The organism is Brevibacillus dissolubilis, from assembly GCF_006170445.1.
GTDB classification, from domain to species: Bacteria; Bacillota; Bacilli; order Brevibacillales; family Brevibacillaceae; genus Brevibacillus_B; species Brevibacillus_B dissolubilis.
Genome location: NZ_VCNA01000003.1, coordinates 583,337 through 600,174 on the forward strand (window position 1 = coordinate 583,337; position 16,838 = coordinate 600,174).

General features: G+C 53.7%; 13 protein-coding genes, 10 tRNA genes and 1 rRNA gene. 3 read left to right on the forward strand and 21 right to left on the reverse strand.

Annotated elements, in window-relative coordinates:
* Positions 1 to 507: 507 nt before the first annotated feature.
* The 6 genes from FGI41_RS08865 to FGI41_RS08890 form a co-directional block, all read right to left on the reverse strand.
* Positions 508 to 1,926: an aldehyde dehydrogenase family protein gene (locus FGI41_RS08865; protein WP_304364765.1), complete on the reverse strand. Its 1,419-nt coding sequence runs from the start codon at positions 1,924 to 1,926 to the stop codon at positions 508 to 510.
* Between the two features lie 57 nt (positions 1,927 to 1,983).
* Positions 1,984 to 3,339, reverse strand: coding sequence for a 4-aminobutyrate--2-oxoglutarate transaminase (gene gabT, locus FGI41_RS08870; protein ID WP_139489623.1), 1,356 nt, complete (start codon positions 3,337 to 3,339; stop codon positions 1,984 to 1,986).
* A 21-nt stretch (positions 3,340 to 3,360) separates the two neighbouring features.
* Positions 3,361 to 4,644 carry a peptidase gene (locus FGI41_RS08875; protein ID WP_255298385.1) on the reverse strand — a complete coding sequence of 428 codons (1,284 nt, stop codon included), beginning with the start codon at positions 4,642 to 4,644 and terminating at the stop codon, positions 3,361 to 3,363.
* Between the two features lie 78 nt (positions 4,645 to 4,722).
* Positions 4,723 to 5,400 (reverse strand): 3-oxoacid CoA-transferase subunit B, encoded by a 678-nt coding sequence (locus FGI41_RS08880; protein WP_139489625.1) that lies wholly within the window; start codon positions 5,398 to 5,400, stop codon positions 4,723 to 4,725.
* Positions 5,382 to 6,011: a CoA transferase subunit A gene (locus tag FGI41_RS08885; RefSeq protein WP_438358014.1), complete on the reverse strand. Its 630-nt coding sequence runs from the start codon at positions 6,009 to 6,011 to the stop codon at positions 5,382 to 5,384. The genes FGI41_RS08880 and FGI41_RS08885 overlap by 19 nt, the downstream gene beginning before the upstream one ends.
* 96 nt (positions 6,012 to 6,107) lie before the next feature.
* A complete protein-coding gene (locus FGI41_RS08890) occupies positions 6,108 to 7,472 on the reverse strand; it encodes an aspartate aminotransferase family protein (RefSeq protein WP_139489629.1) in 1,365 nt (454 codons plus the stop codon).
* A 189-nt stretch (positions 7,473 to 7,661) separates the two neighbouring features.
* Between FGI41_RS08890 and FGI41_RS08895 the strand changes: the two genes are divergently transcribed.
* Positions 7,662 to 9,290 carry a PucR family transcriptional regulator gene (locus FGI41_RS08895; protein WP_139489631.1) on the forward strand — a complete coding sequence of 543 codons (1,629 nt, stop codon included), beginning with the start codon at positions 7,662 to 7,664 and terminating at the stop codon, positions 9,288 to 9,290.
* On the opposite strand, the gene FGI41_RS08900 is transcribed toward FGI41_RS08895, so the two are convergent.
* Together FGI41_RS08900 and ablB are read right to left on the reverse strand one after the other, a co-directional pair.
* Positions 9,251 to 10,087 (reverse strand): alpha/beta fold hydrolase, encoded by an 837-nt coding sequence (locus FGI41_RS08900; protein WP_139489633.1) that lies wholly within the window; start codon positions 10,085 to 10,087, stop codon positions 9,251 to 9,253. The genes FGI41_RS08895 and FGI41_RS08900 overlap by 40 nt on opposite strands.
* A gap of 12 nt (positions 10,088 to 10,099) precedes the next feature.
* Positions 10,100 to 10,954, reverse strand: a complete 855-nt coding sequence (gene ablB, locus FGI41_RS08905) for a putative beta-lysine N-acetyltransferase (protein WP_139489734.1) — start codon at positions 10,952 to 10,954, stop codon at positions 10,100 to 10,102.
* 161 nt (positions 10,955 to 11,115) lie between these two features.
* Here ablB and FGI41_RS08910 point away from each other — a divergent pair, with 161 nt between their 5' ends.
* On the forward strand, positions 11,116 to 11,844 hold the full coding sequence (locus FGI41_RS08910) for a glycerophosphodiester phosphodiesterase (protein WP_139489635.1): 729 nt from the start codon (positions 11,116 to 11,118) through the stop codon (positions 11,842 to 11,844).
* A 72-nt stretch (positions 11,845 to 11,916) separates the two neighbouring features.
* Positions 11,917 to 12,558: a CBS domain-containing protein gene (locus FGI41_RS08915; protein ID WP_139489637.1), complete on the forward strand. Its 642-nt coding sequence runs from the start codon at positions 11,917 to 11,919 to the stop codon at positions 12,556 to 12,558.
* A 392-nt stretch (positions 12,559 to 12,950) separates the two neighbouring features.
* Here FGI41_RS08915 and mnmL read toward each other — a convergent pair whose 3' ends face one another.
* The 13 genes from mnmL to FGI41_RS08980 form a co-directional block, all read right to left on the reverse strand.
* On the reverse strand, positions 12,951 to 13,952 hold the full coding sequence (gene mnmL, locus FGI41_RS08920) for a tRNA modification radical SAM protein MnmL/YtqA (RefSeq protein ID WP_139489638.1): 1,002 nt from the start codon (positions 13,950 to 13,952) through the stop codon (positions 12,951 to 12,953).
* Between the two features lie 144 nt (positions 13,953 to 14,096).
* Complete coding sequence (locus FGI41_RS08925) at positions 14,097 to 15,335, reverse strand: glycosyltransferase family 2 protein (protein WP_139489640.1); 1,239 nt, start codon at positions 15,333 to 15,335, stop codon at positions 14,097 to 14,099.
* A 359-nt stretch (positions 15,336 to 15,694) separates the two neighbouring features.
* Positions 15,695 to 15,771, reverse strand: a tRNA-Glu gene (locus FGI41_RS08930).
* A gap of 13 nt (positions 15,772 to 15,784) precedes the next feature.
* Positions 15,785 to 15,869, reverse strand: a tRNA-Leu gene (locus FGI41_RS08935).
* A 14-nt stretch (positions 15,870 to 15,883) separates the two neighbouring features.
* Positions 15,884 to 15,958, reverse strand: a tRNA-Arg gene (locus tag FGI41_RS08940).
* 18 nt (positions 15,959 to 15,976) lie between these two features.
* Positions 15,977 to 16,052: transfer RNA gene (locus FGI41_RS08945), tRNA-Arg, on the reverse strand.
* Between the two features lie 6 nt (positions 16,053 to 16,058).
* A tRNA-Cys gene (locus tag FGI41_RS08950) sits at positions 16,059 to 16,133 on the reverse strand.
* A gap of 17 nt (positions 16,134 to 16,150) precedes the next feature.
* A tRNA-His gene (locus FGI41_RS08955) sits at positions 16,151 to 16,226 on the reverse strand.
* A gap of 28 nt (positions 16,227 to 16,254) precedes the next feature.
* A tRNA-Trp gene (locus FGI41_RS08960) sits at positions 16,255 to 16,328 on the reverse strand.
* Between the two features lie 4 nt (positions 16,329 to 16,332).
* Positions 16,333 to 16,409: transfer RNA gene (locus tag FGI41_RS08965), tRNA-Met, on the reverse strand.
* Positions 16,410 to 16,437: 28 nt separating this feature from the next.
* Positions 16,438 to 16,528, reverse strand: a tRNA-Ser gene (locus tag FGI41_RS08970).
* 5 nt (positions 16,529 to 16,533) lie between these two features.
* A tRNA-Asn gene (locus FGI41_RS08975) sits at positions 16,534 to 16,608 on the reverse strand.
* Positions 16,609 to 16,669: 61 nt separating this feature from the next.
* Positions 16,670 to 16,838: ribosomal RNA gene (locus FGI41_RS08980) — 23S ribosomal RNA — on the reverse strand; the annotation flags it as partial.

Genomic DNA, 16,838 nt, shown 5'->3' on the forward strand with positions numbered 1-16,838 from the left:
TGAGCGGAACGATTATTACTATAGCATGTCCGATTGAGATTTTGCAAGAGGTTTTTTAGAATTTTTTCATATCTACTCAGGAGTTTTGGGCTTGAAGATTCTCACTGTTTTCCATTCAGTTTCTTGAGTATTTCGTGCTTCTTTTGGCATGTTTGGTTGACCAACCACGGCTGGCAGAGAGCAGGCGACTTTCAAGTTGGGAGCTTCTTTGGACTCCCCACTCAGCGGAGTAAGAAAAAAGAACAGAAGGCTTCCTGAATACGCTAAGGGTCAAACCTCTTCGTTTGACTCCGCTTCCTTGAACATTTTTGACCCGTCCCTGTTCTTTTTTCTTACGTAGCGGACAGTCCCTCCTTCTTTCGAAGGGAGTTCAAGAAGGCGGACAACTTGAAAGTCGCCTGCTCTCTTTCACCACAGCTAAAAGTCAAAACAAAATCCCCGCAAAAGAAGCCCGAAAAGCCTCCTTTGCAGGGATTCGCACTGCACCAGACTCTGCCAAAAAACAATCTACTTCTTAATCACAATCAGCTTCATCTCAGTCAACTCTTCAATCGCGTACTTCACACCTTCACGGCCCATACCGCTTTCTTTTACCCCGCCATATGGCATCTGGTCAACACGGAACGTCGGAATGTCGTTGATCATCACACCGCCCACATGCAGCTCCTCTGCCGCTTTGAGCGCAAGACTCAGGTTGTTCGTATACACACCGGCTTGCAGGCCGAATTTGGAATCATTGACATAGCCGATCGCCTCTTCCACCGAGGAGACACGGTTTACCAGCACAACCGGACCGAATACCTCTTGGCAGGAGACCTTGGCATGGGCAGGCACACCTGTCAAAATCGTGGGTTGCAGTACGCGGCCGTCCGCCTGACCGCCAAGCAGTACCTCTGCCCCATGCTCCTGTGCCTCGTGAATCCAGTTGAGGGTACGTTCTGTCTCTTTTGGCGTAATCATCGCGGAGTAGTCGGCATCTTCGGACAGCGGGTCGCCTCCGCGTAATTTTGCCGCCTCTGTGACCAGCGCATCCACGAAAGCCTCGTATACCTCATCAACCACATAAATCCGCTGTACAGAGATACACACCTGCCCCGAGTAAGCAAATGCCCCAAACACACTGCGCGCCACCGCTTCTTCCAGATTGGCATCGCGGTCGATGATCACGGCAGAGTTGGAACCCAGCTCCAGCGTGACGCGCTTGAGTCCGGCGCGGTTGCGGATGCCGATCCCGACAGCAGGGCTTCCGGTAAACGTGATCGCTTTCACACGCGGATCGAGCACGAGCTGATCCCCCACGGTTGCGCCGCCACCTGTCACCACGTTGAGCGCACCTGCCGGCACACCAGCCTCCTCGGCTACTTCAGCAAGGAAAAAGGAAGACAACGGTGTCTGTGACGCTGGCTTGAGCACGACGGTATTGCCTGCGGCGAGCGCTGGGCCAACCTTATGCGCGACGAGGTTCATCGGGAAGTTAAACGGCGTGATCGCCCCGATGACACCCAGCGGCTCGCGGACGGTATACGCCAGTCTCCCTTCTCCACCTGGTGCAGCATCGAGCGGAATCACCTCACCATGGATACGCTTCGCCTCTTCCGCTGCAAAACGGTAGGTCTGAATCGTCCGCGCCACCTCACCACGGGCGGTTTTGATCGGTTTACCCGCTTCCAGTGCGATGATCTTGGCTGCCTCTTCACTGCGGCGGGCTATGATATCGGCGATTTTGTTGAGGATCGCTCCACGCTGGTGGGCAGGCATCTGACGCATCTCAATGCGTGCCGCTTCTGCTTTGGCGATGGCAGTGTTGACTGTCTCTGCATCAGCAAGCGGAATCTCGGCGATCACCTCACCACTGTATGGCGCGTACAACGGCGCGTGGGCAGTTCCTTCCACCCATTCGCCTCCGATAAAGAATGATTTTTTCAAAACGGGTTCCCCCTTCACATCCAAATTGTGTGATTTGCTGCCAGCCATCTATACCGTCTAGTTAGCCGAACAATGCTCCTCCAACACATTCTCCATCACCGCTAAGCCTTCCTCCAACTGCTCATCTGTAATCACCAGCGGGGAGAGAATGCGGATCACATTGGAGTACAGACCAGCGCTCAAGATCACGACACCGTTGCGGTTGCAGGCCTGCACGATTTTGGCGGTCAGGTCTTTGTCTGGCTCTTTGCTTGCTTTATCTTTGACGATCTCTAACGCACACATCGCACCGAGGCCGCGCACATCGCCTACTTCACGGAAACGCTCCTGGAATCGCTTGAATGCAGAGATGATTTTGTCCCCGACTACCTGTGCACGCGCCGGAAGATTCTGCTCTTCCATCATCTCGATCACCTTGAGGGCCGCGACACAGCCGAGCGGGCTTCCACCATATGTACCGCCGATCTCGCCCGGATTAGGTGAATCCATGATCTCTGCACGGCCTGTGACGGCACTGATCGGCAAGCCGGCCCCGATAGATTTGGACATGACGATCAGGTCTGGCTCCACATCGAAGTGCTCCATCGCAAACATTTTACCTGTCCGGCCAAACCCAGTCTGGACTTCATCTGCAATGAACAGAATACCATGTTTTTCACACAGACGCTTCACACCTTGGACAAACGCTTTGGACGGTACGACGAAGCCACCCTCGCCCTGCACAGGCTCCATGATGATTGCCGCCACATCGTCTGGAGCGACATCCCCCAGGAAAAAGTCGTTGAAGCGCTGCAGAATCATCTCATCCATCTCTTCCGGCGTCGCACTGTACGGCGCACGGTAGTAGTACGGATAGCTCATCTTATAGACTTCCGGGGCAAACGGGCCAAACTCGTATTTATACGGACGCACCTTGCTGGTCAGCGTCATCGCAAGCAGCGTACGGCCATGGTAGCCGCGTTCGAAGGAAATCACCGCTTTGCGCCCGGTGTATTTGCGCGCGATTTTGATCGCGTTCTCTACCGCTTCGGCACCACTGTTGAGGAAAAAGGTCTTTTTCGCATGATTCCCCGGTGTGATCTCATTCAATTTTTCCGCCAGTTGGATGTAAGGTTCATACATCATCACATGGAAGCAGGTATGGATATACTGATCCAGCTGTTCCTTGAGCGCATCCACCACAGGCGCAGGACAGTGCCCGACGTTCATCGAACCGATCGCTCCGGCGAAATCAATAAACGTGTTGCCGTCCACATCGGTCAGCAGTGCTCCTTCTGCTTTTACCACAAAAGTAGGAGCGGTTGTAAACGGGCCGCGCGGGACACTAGACTCTTTGCGTGCGAGAATCTCTTGGGCTCTTGGGCCAGGTATGGCAGTGTTGAGTTTAATGAACTTGGTATCTACTTGTTTCATACAGGCAAAACTCCCCTCAATTTATTCATCAGCAAGGCCGCACCACTCGATCATGGTCAAGGCAAAAATCTCTGCACATCGGAAAATATCATCCAGCACGATATATTCATTCGGATAATGCGCCACCGCCGTCACACCCGGCCCGATCACGATGGCAGGCGTGTCTGCCAATTTGGTCAAAAGACCGCCGTCCGTGCCCCAAGGTGATGCTTCTATCACTGGTTGTTCCCCCGTCACACGCTGGAACGTCTCCTGCAAAATCCCCATCAACGGATGGTCTTCCTCGACCGCCCCCGGAACCCAGCGTGCCCCGTACCACTCCAGCTCGACCGGATGCTCGGCAAACCACGGATCTTCTTCGGCAAGCCGTGCCAGTGCGTCTGCCATTTCTTGTTTCGCCTCTTCCATCTCTTCGCCTGGTGCGACACCCATGCGACCTTCCAGCTTGACGAGGTCGGCTACCGAGGATGGCCATTTGCCGCCTTCAATGGACCCGATGTTGATCGGAATCGGGATCGGCAGCTTGGCGTAGAGCGGATCGGTGATGCGGTCGTTGCGCTCCTGCTCCAGACGGGCGACCGCTTTGATCACGGTCATACTTTTTTCAATCGCACTAATCCCTTCATAGCGGGTTCCACCGTGTGCTGATTTGCCTTTGACCCAGAGACGGAACCACATGGAGCCTTGCTGTTTGGGGAAAATTTTGAGGTTCGTCGGCTCGGGAACCAGTGCCGCGTCCGCCTTGTAGCCTCGCAAAATAGTTGAGAGCGTGCCTGCACCGCCACTTTCCTCTTCGACGACACTTTGATAGATGACATCGCCTTTGAGCCGCAGTCCAAGAGCTTGCAGGGTTTGAATCGCCACGAGCGAAGTCAGGTTGCCGCCCTTCATATCCGTAGCGCCGCGACCGTACAGCTTGCCATCGATGATCTCCCCGCTGAACGGATCTGCATCCCACTGCTTGCGATCCCCCTCTGGCACGACATCGACGTGACCGTTGAGGATCAACGAGCGCCCACCGCCTTGGCCCTTCCAGACACCGACGACATTGGGACTGGTCTCAAACGTGGTACGCGGCGAGACGAAGTATGGATGCTTTTGCATCTCCTCTCCGTCCATCACCCACATGTCGACGTCAAGTCCCATGTCAGCAAGCTGCTTGGCGATCGCCTCTTGGATCGACTGTTCGCTGCCTTGGACACTCGCATCCCGCACCCATGCTTGGAGCAGTTGGGTTGCCGCCTCGCGCTGGCTGTTGATCTGCTCGCGTATTTTTTCCTGCCACTTCACGTAGTTTGTCTGCACCAAAAAACCTCCCCCTTTTCCTCAAAAGCTCAAAAGCAACCGTAACGGCTCTCAACCTGCCCGATGCACCAAGAACGCCTATTCAAAAACACCCACTTCTCCGTCTATCTTCAACTCCGCCTCCGTCGCCCCGATCACATCTGCGACCGTATACGGATGCATCACTTCGATCAGATACAGCCCGTCTTCCCGCACTTCCATCACGGCCATGTCGGTGATGATCAAGTCCGCGCTGCCTTTGGCGGTCAGCGGCAGATTGCACTCCCGGACGATTTTGGAGCGGCCGTTTTTATCGAGATGGGTGGTGGTGACCAGCACCTTTTTGGCCTTCTGCGCCAGCTCCATCGCACCGCCCATGCCGGGAACACGCTTGCCGGGAACGATCCAGTTGGCGATGTCTCCTTTTTGGCTCACTTCCAGCACACCCAGAATCGTCATGTCCAACAACCCACGCCGGATGATGGCAAAAGCGGTCGCACTGTCAAAAAACGAAGCCCCTGTCACAAGCGTCACCGGAAATCCGCCCGCATTGCACAGCATCGGATTTTCTTGCCCCGGCTCGGGAGTCGGCCCCGTGCCTAAGATACCGTTCTCTGCGTGAAACAGCACTTCCGTCTCTTTTGGGATAAAATCAGCGACCAGTGTCGGAATCCCGATCCCCAGGTTGATGATCATCCCGTTCTTGACCTCCTGCGCGGCCCGTCTGGCGATCCGCTCGCGGTAGCTCTCGGTTTTGTTTACTTCTCCCATGCCCATCGCCAGTTCACCCCCTCGCTCTGTACGATCATGTCGACGAACACACCCGGTGTGATGATCTCTTCCGGGTTCAGCTCGCCCACCTCGACGATTTCATCTACTTCCACGATGGTCAGATCCCCCGCCATCGCGACCAATGGGTTAAAATTGCGTGCGCTCGTATCAAACACCAGATTGCCATAGCGGTCTGCCTTCTTGGCATGCAGGATCGCCACTTCTGCCGTCAGCGGGGACTCCAGCAGGAACTCCCTGCCGTCCACCGTCACTTTGCTTTTGCCTTTTTCTGCAATCGTACCGATGCCGATGTCCGACAGAATGCCACCGAGCCCGACACCGCCTGCACGCACCCGCTCCGCCAGAATCCCTTGGGGGCAGAACTCTACTTCCAATTCTCCCGCTGTCATCTGCGCCCCGGCGTTGGGGTTGGAGCCGATGTGAGAGGCGATCACTTTTTTCACCCGGCGTTCGGTGATCAACTTGCCCACCCCGATATAAGGAAAGGCGGTGTCATTGCTAATCAACGTAATATTTTGAATGTTATTATCAAGGATACTCTGGATCAATGTAGGCGGATTGCCCACCCCGCCGAAGCCACCTACCATCAGTGTCATCCCATCCCGAAACCATGTTGCTGCGAGATCAACCGTTACCACTTTATCAAAACCGACAGGCTTCACAGTCAAGTCAGCCCACCTCCTTTTTTTCTATCATAATTGCGATGCGAGCAAGCCTTCCGCATGCAGCTCTGCTTGCATGTCTGTAAGCGTCTCGCGCAGCATACCGAGCAGTTCATTCACCTGCTCTTCCTTAATCGTCAGCGGCGGTGCGATTATCACGGCATCCCCCGCCGTCCCATCTAAGGCACCAATCGCCGGATAGATGATCAATCCTTTTTCAAAAGCACGCTTGATCACGCGGTTGGTGATCCCCTCCGCCAGTGCAAAAGGCTCCTTGGTCGCTTGGTCTTTCACGAACTCCAGCCCGCACAAAAGTCCAAGCCCGCGCGCCTCACCGACAAAAGTGAAGTCAGCCACCAGCTTTTTCAACTCGGTCAAGAGATACTCGCCCTGTTTTGCGGCGTTTTCCACCAGATTATGCTGCTCTACGTAGGTCAGAACCGCGAGAGCCGTCGCCGCTGACTGTGGATTGGCGCTATACGTGTGACCCGCCATAAAAGAAGCCGAGCCGCGTGTCACCGTGTCGATCAGCGAATCAGTCGCCATCGTCGCCGCCATCGGGGTGTAGCCTGCGCTCATCCCCTTGCCCAGTACCATCAGGTCTGGCACGACGCCCCAGTGATCGATCCCAAACCGTTTCCCTGTCCGCCCGATGCCTGTCATCACCTCGTCCGCGATGAACAGCACATCATTTTCGTCACAGATCTCCCGGATGCGCTGAAAATACCCCGGCGGTGCCACGACTGCCCCACCGGATGCCCCGATCACCGGCTCCGCGATAAAGGCTGCGACATTCTCCGCTCCGACACGCCAGATCGCCTGCTCCAGCTCATCCGCACATTTACGGCCATACTCTTCAAGCGTCAAATCTCCCTGCCCCCGGTACGGATACGGTCCAGATACAGCCGGACAATCCTCCAGAAGCGACACAAAACGCTTGCGGCGCAGCACATGCCCTGACATCGACAGCGCCCCCATCGTAATCCCGTGGTAGCTCATCCAACGGCTCAGGATGCGGTTTTTGCCCTTGATGCCTTTTTCCTGCCAATACTGGATCGCCATCTTCTGGGCCGTCTCCGTCGCCTCTGAACCACTGCTGACAAAAAAGCTCCAGTTCAGCTCCCCAGGCGCCCACTGTGCCAGCTTCGCCCCAAGCGCCTCCACGACCTCACTGCTGAATTGCGAGCGGTACGCGAATGACACCTGCCGAGCCTGCTCGTGCATCGCATCCGCGATTTCTTTGACACCATGTCCAATGCTTGCCGTCACTGCCCCACTGCAGCCGTCCAGATAACGCTTGCCTGCCTGATCATATAAATAAATCCCTTCTCCATACGCCACGTACGGATAGGTCTTCGTCATATCCGGTTTGATTACATAGCTTCTGCCTTCCATCGCCTTTTCCACCTCTTTGCCAGTCGTCTTTATGTACCTTCACTTTATCTGATCCACGGTCAAAAACCATTCGCCTTGCTGGCAAAAAAAGTGAGGATTCTTTTCGCAATCTTTTGTACAATTTGTATAACGAATGTCAGGTATGAATCGAACCCTTCCATTCCTATCAAAAAAGGAGGCACTCCCCCCATGACGATCACCATCCGTGATGCCCTGCAACTCCCCGATATGGTACAGACCAAGCTGATTGCCGGCGAAAGCGGCTTAGACCGCCACGTCCGCTGGGTGACGATCGTCGAACTGCTCGAAGACGCGTCCCGGCTGTCAGAAGGGGAATTTTTGATCACTACTGGCTTTGGCTTGGAGTCCGACGAGCTGCGCCGTGACCGGTTCATCCCCTCCCTGATCGAGCGCAACCTGAGCGGGGTAGCGATCCATACCGGCTTTTATCTGAGGGAAATCCCGCAAAGCTTCATCGATGCAGCCAATGCGGGCGGTCTTCCGTTGATCGAGATTCCATCTGAGATGAATTTCTCAACGGTGACCAAAGCGATCCTTCAGCCGATCATCAACCGTCAATTCGAGACGCTGTCCTACTCACAGGCGATTCATGAGCAGATGATCGAGGTCGCACTGTCAGGCGGGGGGCTCTCTGCGATTGCCGGAGAATTGGCGCGATTGACACAGGGCGAAGTGACGGTGATGGACGCACTGGGATATGAGATCGTGCGAACAGGCGATGCTGGTGTGGCTGGCATAAGCACAGCGACCTCGACCATCACCACCACCGATGTCCGCCTCCCGATCAGTCCTGATACATCTCCAACAACCACCCGCACCATCCCAATTCGCACCGCCCACGAGACCTACGGCACACTCCACCTGACCAAGCCATCCACCGACTGGCACGAGCTGGACCAGATCGCCCACCAGCACGCCGCCACGCTCTGTGCGCTTGAGTTCGTCAAAGAACGGGCCGTCGCCGCCACCGAATGGCGCATGCAAGGCGACTTCGTCGAGGAGCTTCTCAGCGGCCGTCTCACCTGGGACAGCGAAGTGGATTCCCGCAGCCGGATGCTTGGCTATCCACTGACCGGCCAGCATCTCGTCTCCGCTCTGCACATCCCCACTCTCCCAGACAGCGATGTGCGACTTACGCACCATACCAGACTGACCACCCTGCTCAAACGCCTTGCTCAGCGCCGCCAGATCCCGTATCTGCTCCGCGAACGCTCCGACCGCCTCCTGCTGATCCTGCCCGCGGACAGACACAGTACAGCCCTGCTCGAACAGCTCTCCACCCAATGGTCGGCCCATACACCAGACCACCCGCTGCAGATTGGTCTGGGCACTCCGCGCGAACAGCTTTCCTACTTGGCCCAAGCTGCCGACGAAGCGATGTTTGCCGCCACCGCCTATCCCTTGTTAACAAAAAACCCCTCCATTCTGCCCTATGACAAAATGGAAGGGTATCAATTTCTTTTTCCGTTTCACAATCATCCTGACTCCCTGCGAGCACTCTGGCAGCCGCATCTGCACAAGCTGATTGCCTACGACCAAAAACACGGCCACCAGCTCATCGACACCCTGCACACCTATCTCGCCGAGAATCTCAACGGCCTCAAAGCCGCCCAAGCTCTGTTCATCCACCGCCACACGCTCAAGTACCGCCTCCAGCAGATCGAGGAAAAGACCAGCCTTGATTTGACCAATGCCAATCACCGCTGGCAGCTGCACCTCGCCCTCATGGCCTACAGGCTTGAGCAGGTGATGCAGACTCAGCCGATTTCCTCCAAAAACGCACGTACCTTCATATAAAACCCATCTGGATCGGCATCATGAACCTCATGACCACAGTCAGCCATATGCACCACTTTCGTATTCGGACGGCGGCCGGCCATCTCATCTGCATGCTCCCTGCCAAGAATCCGGCTCTTTTCCCCATGAATCAGCAAGGCCGGGCAATCCGAGGCCAGCCAGTCATGCCACCAGTCACCATTGAGCCGCTCCTGAGAGGGGGCCATCCCTTTTGTATCAAAGCGGAAATACCAGCCATCCTCATCCTCACAGACACTCTCAGCAAAATAATCAAACCCCTGAAGCCCCAAGCGTAAAAGTGACCGCTTCAACTCACTCACCCGCGAAGCACGCTCCGGCAGCCAATTGGCAAAGCTCAGATCATCCTTCACCACAGCCCCGATATCCTCGACGATCAGCGCACGAACCAGCTCTGGATGCCATGCCGCCAATTGATAGGCATTCACCCCTCCAAGTGAGTGACCCAGCACGACAACCGGATGAGTCCCCAGCTCTTTTCGAATAAAGGTAGCCACATCAGTCACATACTTTTCCCGTGAATACTCATGGGCGGCCACATGCTCACTCCAGCCATGCCCCCGCTGATCCAGCCCGATCACATGCCAATCCCCAAGGCGGGAGAACATCCGTGCATTGCCAAAATGCCCGTGCAGCACCAACAGGATCGGCTTTGCCACCTCCACAGGCTCTGGATGAAAATCTAGATAACTCAGACGAATCCCATCAGACTGAAAATACTTCCGCTGTGGCTTTGGTTTGCTTTTTCTTCTGATGATTGGCTGTGTTTTTTGCTCCATCTAGGTTCTCTCCTATTCCCACGTCTCTCGAAGCGGCTTCACCCAGATATTCATATCCTCGAAGCCACTGTAAATCGTACAGTTGTTAATCAACCGCCCACGGTACTCATACCCGTGCTTCGCTGCCGTCACGTTCATCCCATGCGACTGAGCCCGCGTCAAGGTGTACAGATAGTAGACCCCTATCTGCTCCATCTTCTCCTCCAGCGCCGTAAAAATCGGCTGCAACAACCCAAGCCCCAGATGGTCTGGATGTGTCGCACAATCGGTCAATTCAGCTGAACCGAATTTCGGTGTCACTTCACTGGATGCCGCGCAGACGATTTGGCCCTCTTTTTCCACTACTATATAATAAGTACTCTCGCGCATCGTCTCCCGCACATACTCCGCCTCGTTCATCGGCGTGGGGTAGGTGGCAAACACCAGGTCATACAGACGCGCCAGCTCCTCTGCATCGTCCTCTCTTGCTTCGCGGAGGGTGTATCCGGTTGGGAGCGATTTTTGTCCGTCTGTACGGCCCCCAGAATGCACCTGAGCCTGCTTCTCCAGACTGACCCCAAGCACCTCCTCCGCCAGCTCAGGAGCCACAGAAGCCCCTCTCTCAGCCGTTAGGAAGCAAGACATCATCTGGGCATTCTCTCCATGGAAAAACCCGTCTATGCGCCCCTCCAACCTGTATCCGAGCGCCTCCCATGCCTTCACGTCCGCCTTTTTTGCATAGATGATCAGCTTCGTCATCCCACGATCATGCGCCATCTCCACCAGCGTCCCGTGGAGCTGCTCAATCTCTTCTGGATGGTACAGCATCACCTTCAACCGTTTATTCTGCTCATCAATTACCACGTCAGGCTGTCCCTTCGGATGCATCCCCGCCACCGTTACATCCTCCCTTTGCGAATCATACTCTTTTTTCCTATTGTAAGAAAGATTTTCCTCTCTGTCATTCTCCACCCTGTACAAAGAATATAAAACCGCGACCATCTGCATATGCATGAAAAGAGGTTTTATCAAACAAAGGGGGGACTTAGGTGAATCCTCTGATCTACGCCCACAGAGGCGCCTCTGGCAACTACCCGGAAAACACCATGAACGCCTTTCGCGCCGCCGTTGAGCAAGGCGCTGACGGGATTGAGATAGACGTCCAGCTGACCCGTGACGGCGAACCCGTCGTGATCCACGACCACAATCTAGACCGGACTACCACCGGCAAAGGCTCCGTCCAAGCCCACACCCTCAAAGAAATCCGCAAGCTCAACGCAGGCCGCTGGTTCGACCCTAGCTTACGCCAAGTCCGTGTCCCGCATCTGGTCGAAGTGCTCAGCCTGATCCAGACGACCCGTGTCAAGCTCATCATTGAACTGAAAAATTTTGTCGTCGCCCAGCCCGGTCTCGAAGAAATCACAGTCGACCTGATCAACCACTTCAAGGTGCGCGATCTCGTCACCATCTCCAGCTTCAACTACAACAGCCTCCAGCAGGTCAAAGTACTCAACCCCCTGCAAAAGACCGCCATGCTCTACTTCGGCAACCTCCAGACCCCTTGGCAAGTCGCCAAGCAATACCATGCCGACGAAATTCACGCCCCCCACGCCCAGCTCACACCAGCCCTGGTCGAAGATTGTCAAAAGCATGCCACCACCATCGTCGCTTGGACGGTCAACGAACGCGCCGATCTGGAGCGGGTCATCCGTATGGGCGTCGACGGGGTGATCACCGATTTTCCACATCTTGCTAAGAAAATTGTCAAAACAAAATGAAATGACTTATTTGCAAAATATTAGCGTAATTCCGTATAATTGAAACAGAATATAGTAATGGGGGTACTTTCTATGTTTATCAAAGACTGTCTGTCACCGCTCGCTAAGCTCTCAACTGTCCAACCAACTGACAAGATCTCACACGCACTCGATCTGATGAAAACACACCGACTCCTGAGCATGCCAGTCGTCGACGAAAACGGCACCTTCTACGGCGCTCTCTCCAAGCGCAGTCTGTTTGAGCTGTTTGAACAAGGCAAATTCACAGGCTCCTACCAAGAGTTTATCGAGCTGCCGCTTGCCGAAGGCGTTGACCGCGAGTACCCTACCCTGTCCACCGAGGATCTGTTTGAAGACGCCCTCCCGATTATCGTCCGCTATCCATTTGTAGCAATCGTCGATGCGGACAACAAGTTCCTCGGCATCCTCAAACGCAAAGACATCGAGCTTGTCCTCGAATCCGTCTTCGGTCTCAACGTAAAAGGCACCCGTGTCATGCTGACCCACTTCGAAGGCAAAGGTCTGATCAAAGAGATCACATCCATCCTTGGCAAACACAACGCCAACCTGATCTCCATCATCTCCTTCGACTCCCAGCACCACGGCGTCCGCCGCATCTTAACCAAGTTCCTCTCCCAAGACAGCACCGACGTCATCAAAAAAGACCTCGAAAAAGCAGGCTTCGTCGTCACCTCTGTTTTGGAGAACAGCTAATCCCCACCCAACCTGTTTGATCAGGGCCGAAAGCGCTTACCGCTTCGGCTCTTTTTAATTTGTGTGAGCAGAGACGGCGGCTGGCAATCTGTTCGCTAATTAAAACCCCAACGAAGAAGAGAAACTGTCCGCTCCGAAAAAAGACGGGGCTTAGCCCGGGGCAAAACATCTGGGTAGCACAAGATGTGAGACTGTTGCCCCTAGGTAACACGAAGAAGTAATACTGCCCCACCTTTTTTCTCCGCTAGGCATGGGGTTTTAAAAAGCTCACAGCTTGCCACCCGCCGCCTCTCCTACCATCCATAATAATCAAAGCCCAAAGACAAAACGTCAAAAAAGGACCCCGCTCTACAGCGAGATCCTTCTCTCTCATTTTCCACTATTATTTTCCCTTACTCCCCAATCGGCGCTACAATCTTTGGATCAAGCACCCAATTCGGATCAAAATACTTACCCTGCCAGCTGTCGCGGCGCTTCAGCTCAGCATCGATGCCATTGAGCACTTCCCACTTCTTACGACTCCACATCGGCCCGATCAAGATATCAGGCGGGCCATCGCCGGTGACACGGTGGACAATCATCTCAGGCGGCAGGATCTCCAGCGTATCCGCAACAAGCTTGGTATACTCCTCCTGGGTCAAAAACTCCAACAGCCCCGCATCATACTGCTTCACCATCGGCGTACCGCGGAGCAGGTGCAGCAGGTGAATCTTGATCCCCTGCACATCCAGATGAGCGACAGCCTGAGCCGTCTGCATCATATCCTCCGTGGTTTCCCCCGGCAAGCCGTAGATGATATGCGAGCAGACACGGATATTGTGCTTGCGCAATTTTTCTACGCCATCCACATAGCACTGATAATCATGCGCGCGGTTGATCAGCTTCTGGGTGCGCTCATGAACGGTCTGCAGCCCCAATTCCACCCACAGATACGTACGCTCGTTCAGCTCAGCCAGATACTCCACCACATCATCCGGCAGGCAATCCGGGCGCGTCGCGATAGACAGACCAACCAGATCATCCTGCTTCAAAATCACCTCATACATCTCACGCAGCTCCTCCACCGGCGCGTACGTATTGGAGAACGCCTGAAAATACCCCATATACTTCGCCTGTGGCCATTTCTCATGCATGCGTGACTTCACATCGTGGAACTGCTTCTCCAGCTCCATACGGCGGTCTCCAGCAAAATCCCCAGACCCCCTCGCACTGCAAAACGTGCAACCACCGATCGCCACATTCCCGTCCCGGTTCGGGCAAGTAAAGCCTCCATCGAGCGAAACCTTAAACACCTTTTCATTAAAAACACTGCGCAAATGATGATTCCATGTATGATAACGCTTGTCCCCCCAAAGATGAGGCTCAGCACAAGCTGGGTATACGATTTTGTTCATCGGTGTGACTCCCTTCTAACCCTTCATCCTTACAGTATAACAGCTTTTCCCCTCCCCGTGCCAAACGTAAATTCTGTCTGATACATCCCCCCACGAAAAAGAACCACCAGGTACGCTCCCAGTGGTTCTTCCTTTTGTACACCGTTATTGCTGAATCTCCTCGATCCGGATCGCACGCGTGTGGCTGGTATGGCTCCACACCTGATTTTTCTTGGTAAAGAACGCATAGAAGAATATCGGCAACCAAGTCAAGAAGAATATCGGTAAAAGCAATAGTCCCAAATACGCTTTTAGCGGGACCTTCTCCAAATACAAAGCCAGAACCGGCAACAGATAGAAAATTCCCGTGGTCGTATACACGAACCATTCCGGCAAGATTTGGGCTGCAGGCATGAACACATCCATGTTAAAGAAATGCGCTATGAACAAGAGTGACATCAACGATACAATCAGCACATACATCGGTTGGAACAGATAGAAAGCTGCATCCAGCATTCCGATTTTGCCGCGTGTCAGACCGTTTTTCAATACGGACCCGATATAACGCCCAGCAACATCGTAGTGCCCCTGCATCCAACGCAGACGCTGACGCATAGAAGCTTTCAGATCAACCGGCTTCTCATCCCATACCTTGGTATCATGCGCCCAAGTCGGATAGATGCCGCGCTCAATACAACGGGTCGCAAATTCCAAGTCTTCGGTCAAGCTGGTTGCACCCCAGCCCATTTCTTTGAGCAAGTCAGACTCAATACAAAGACCAGTCCCGCCCAACGTGTTAGGCAGACCAAGATTATGACGCGCCAATTGCCACATCCGATTCGTAAACCAGTATGTAACCGCATAGGAGAGTGTAATCCAAGAATCGAACGGGTTCTTGGAATCGAGATAACCTTGGATGACGCGCGCCCCTTTGCACAGGCGGTCGTTCATCACTTGCAGGAAATTCTTCTCCACCAAGTTATCCGCATCAAACATCACGACTGCATCATACTGCTTCGGCATGGCCCACAGGTTCTCCAGCATCCACTCGATCCCAAAGCCTTTGCCGCGCTTGGAGCTGTCGAACCGCTCACAGGCATTAGCGCCATGCTGACGAACGATCTCCGCCGTGTTATCGGTACAGTTGTCACAAATGACAAAGATGTCATACATCTCGCGAGGATAATCCAGCTTCTTCAAGTTCTCAATCAATGGAGCGATTACTGCACTTTCATTATGCGCAGCGACCAACACAGCAAAAGTCTTTTGCGGCTTATGGGTAACCTCTTCCTTTTTGCGGAACAGACCACCACAGGAGATTGCTGTCTGATACGTACTCACCAATCCGACTGTTGTGCTAAATCCGATGAATAACCCCTCAATTACATCTTTTATCTCAATCATCGATTCTTCTCCTCGACCTGTCTTACGTTTCGTTTTACCGTGTCAAACAGGTAGTGTTATATATCTCTGTAAACTCTATTTGCGAGTTTACACGAATCACCAATCACCTGCAATCGTTCAATTGTCCGAAAAACAGAGATTAACGGCTCATTTTTCCTATTTGTTATGAGAAATGACGCTTTTACGCAAGGAATCGCAACATCTTTGCCGATACCTTGTCCCTATCACCATTCCCTCATACTTCTACTTCTATTCGGTTTCCCTCGAAAATAATACAGAAAAAAAAGCCTTTTTCATGAAAGGCTTACCATCTGACTATCACAACAGTAGATAATCAGCGAGTTGTCGACATATAAGTATGGTGACCCGTAGGGGATTCGAACCCCTGAATGACAGCGTGAAAGGCTGCTGTGTTAAACCGCTTCACCAACGGGCCAGATGTGTAATTATGGTGCGGTCGGTGAGACTCGAACTCACACGGGTCGCCCCGCCACCCCCTCAAGATGGTGCGTCTGCCAATTCCGCCACGACCGCATATGTTGTATAAATGGTGAGCCTACCAGGAATTGAACCTGGGCACCTGGTTCCGGAGACCAGTGCTCTATCCTCTGAGCTATAGGCCCAATATCTTTACATGAAAATGGCGTCCCAGGAGAGAATCGAACTCCCGACCAACCGCTTAGAAGGCGGTTGCTCTATCCGCTGAGCTACTGGGACGCATTTTGGAGGGAGTACCCGGATTTGAACCGGGGCATAAGAGTTTTGCAGACTCGTGCCTTACCACTTGGCTATACTCCCATGTTCATTCATAAATATGGGGCGATCGAGGGGATTCGAACCCCCGAGTGCCGGAGCCACAATCCGGTGTGTTAACCGCTTCACCACGACCGCCATATTTAATCAAGAAGCGTTTGAATACTGGCAGGGGCAGTAGGAATCGAACCCACACCAAAGGTTTTGGAGACCTTCGTTCTACCTTTAAACTATGCCCCTAAAATGGTAGCGGCGGAGGGAGTCGAACCCCCGACCTTTCGGGTATGAACCGAACGCTCTAGCCAGCTAAGCTACGCCGCCATACTATTAAAATAATTGCAAATAAAAATGGCGGAGAGTGAGGGATTCGAACCCTCGCTACACTTGCGCATACTAACGGTTTAGCAAACCGTCCCCTTCGGCCTCTTGGGTAACTCTCCGCATATGGCTCCTCAGGACGGACTCGAACCGCCAGCCTACCGGTTAACAGCCGGTTGCTCCACCATTGAGCTACTGAGGAACGTTATGAAGGATTTTTTGTACCTTCAAAACTGGATATGCAAAACATCAGGCAATGGTTTGTGGATAAGTCCTCGACCGATTAGTACTCGTCAGCTCCACGTGTTACCGCGCTTCCACACCGAGCCTATCAACCTCATCGTCTATGAGGGGTCTTACTAGCTTGCGCTATGGGAAGTCTCATCTTGAAGGGGGCTTCACGCTTAGATGCTTTCAGCGCTTATCCCGTCC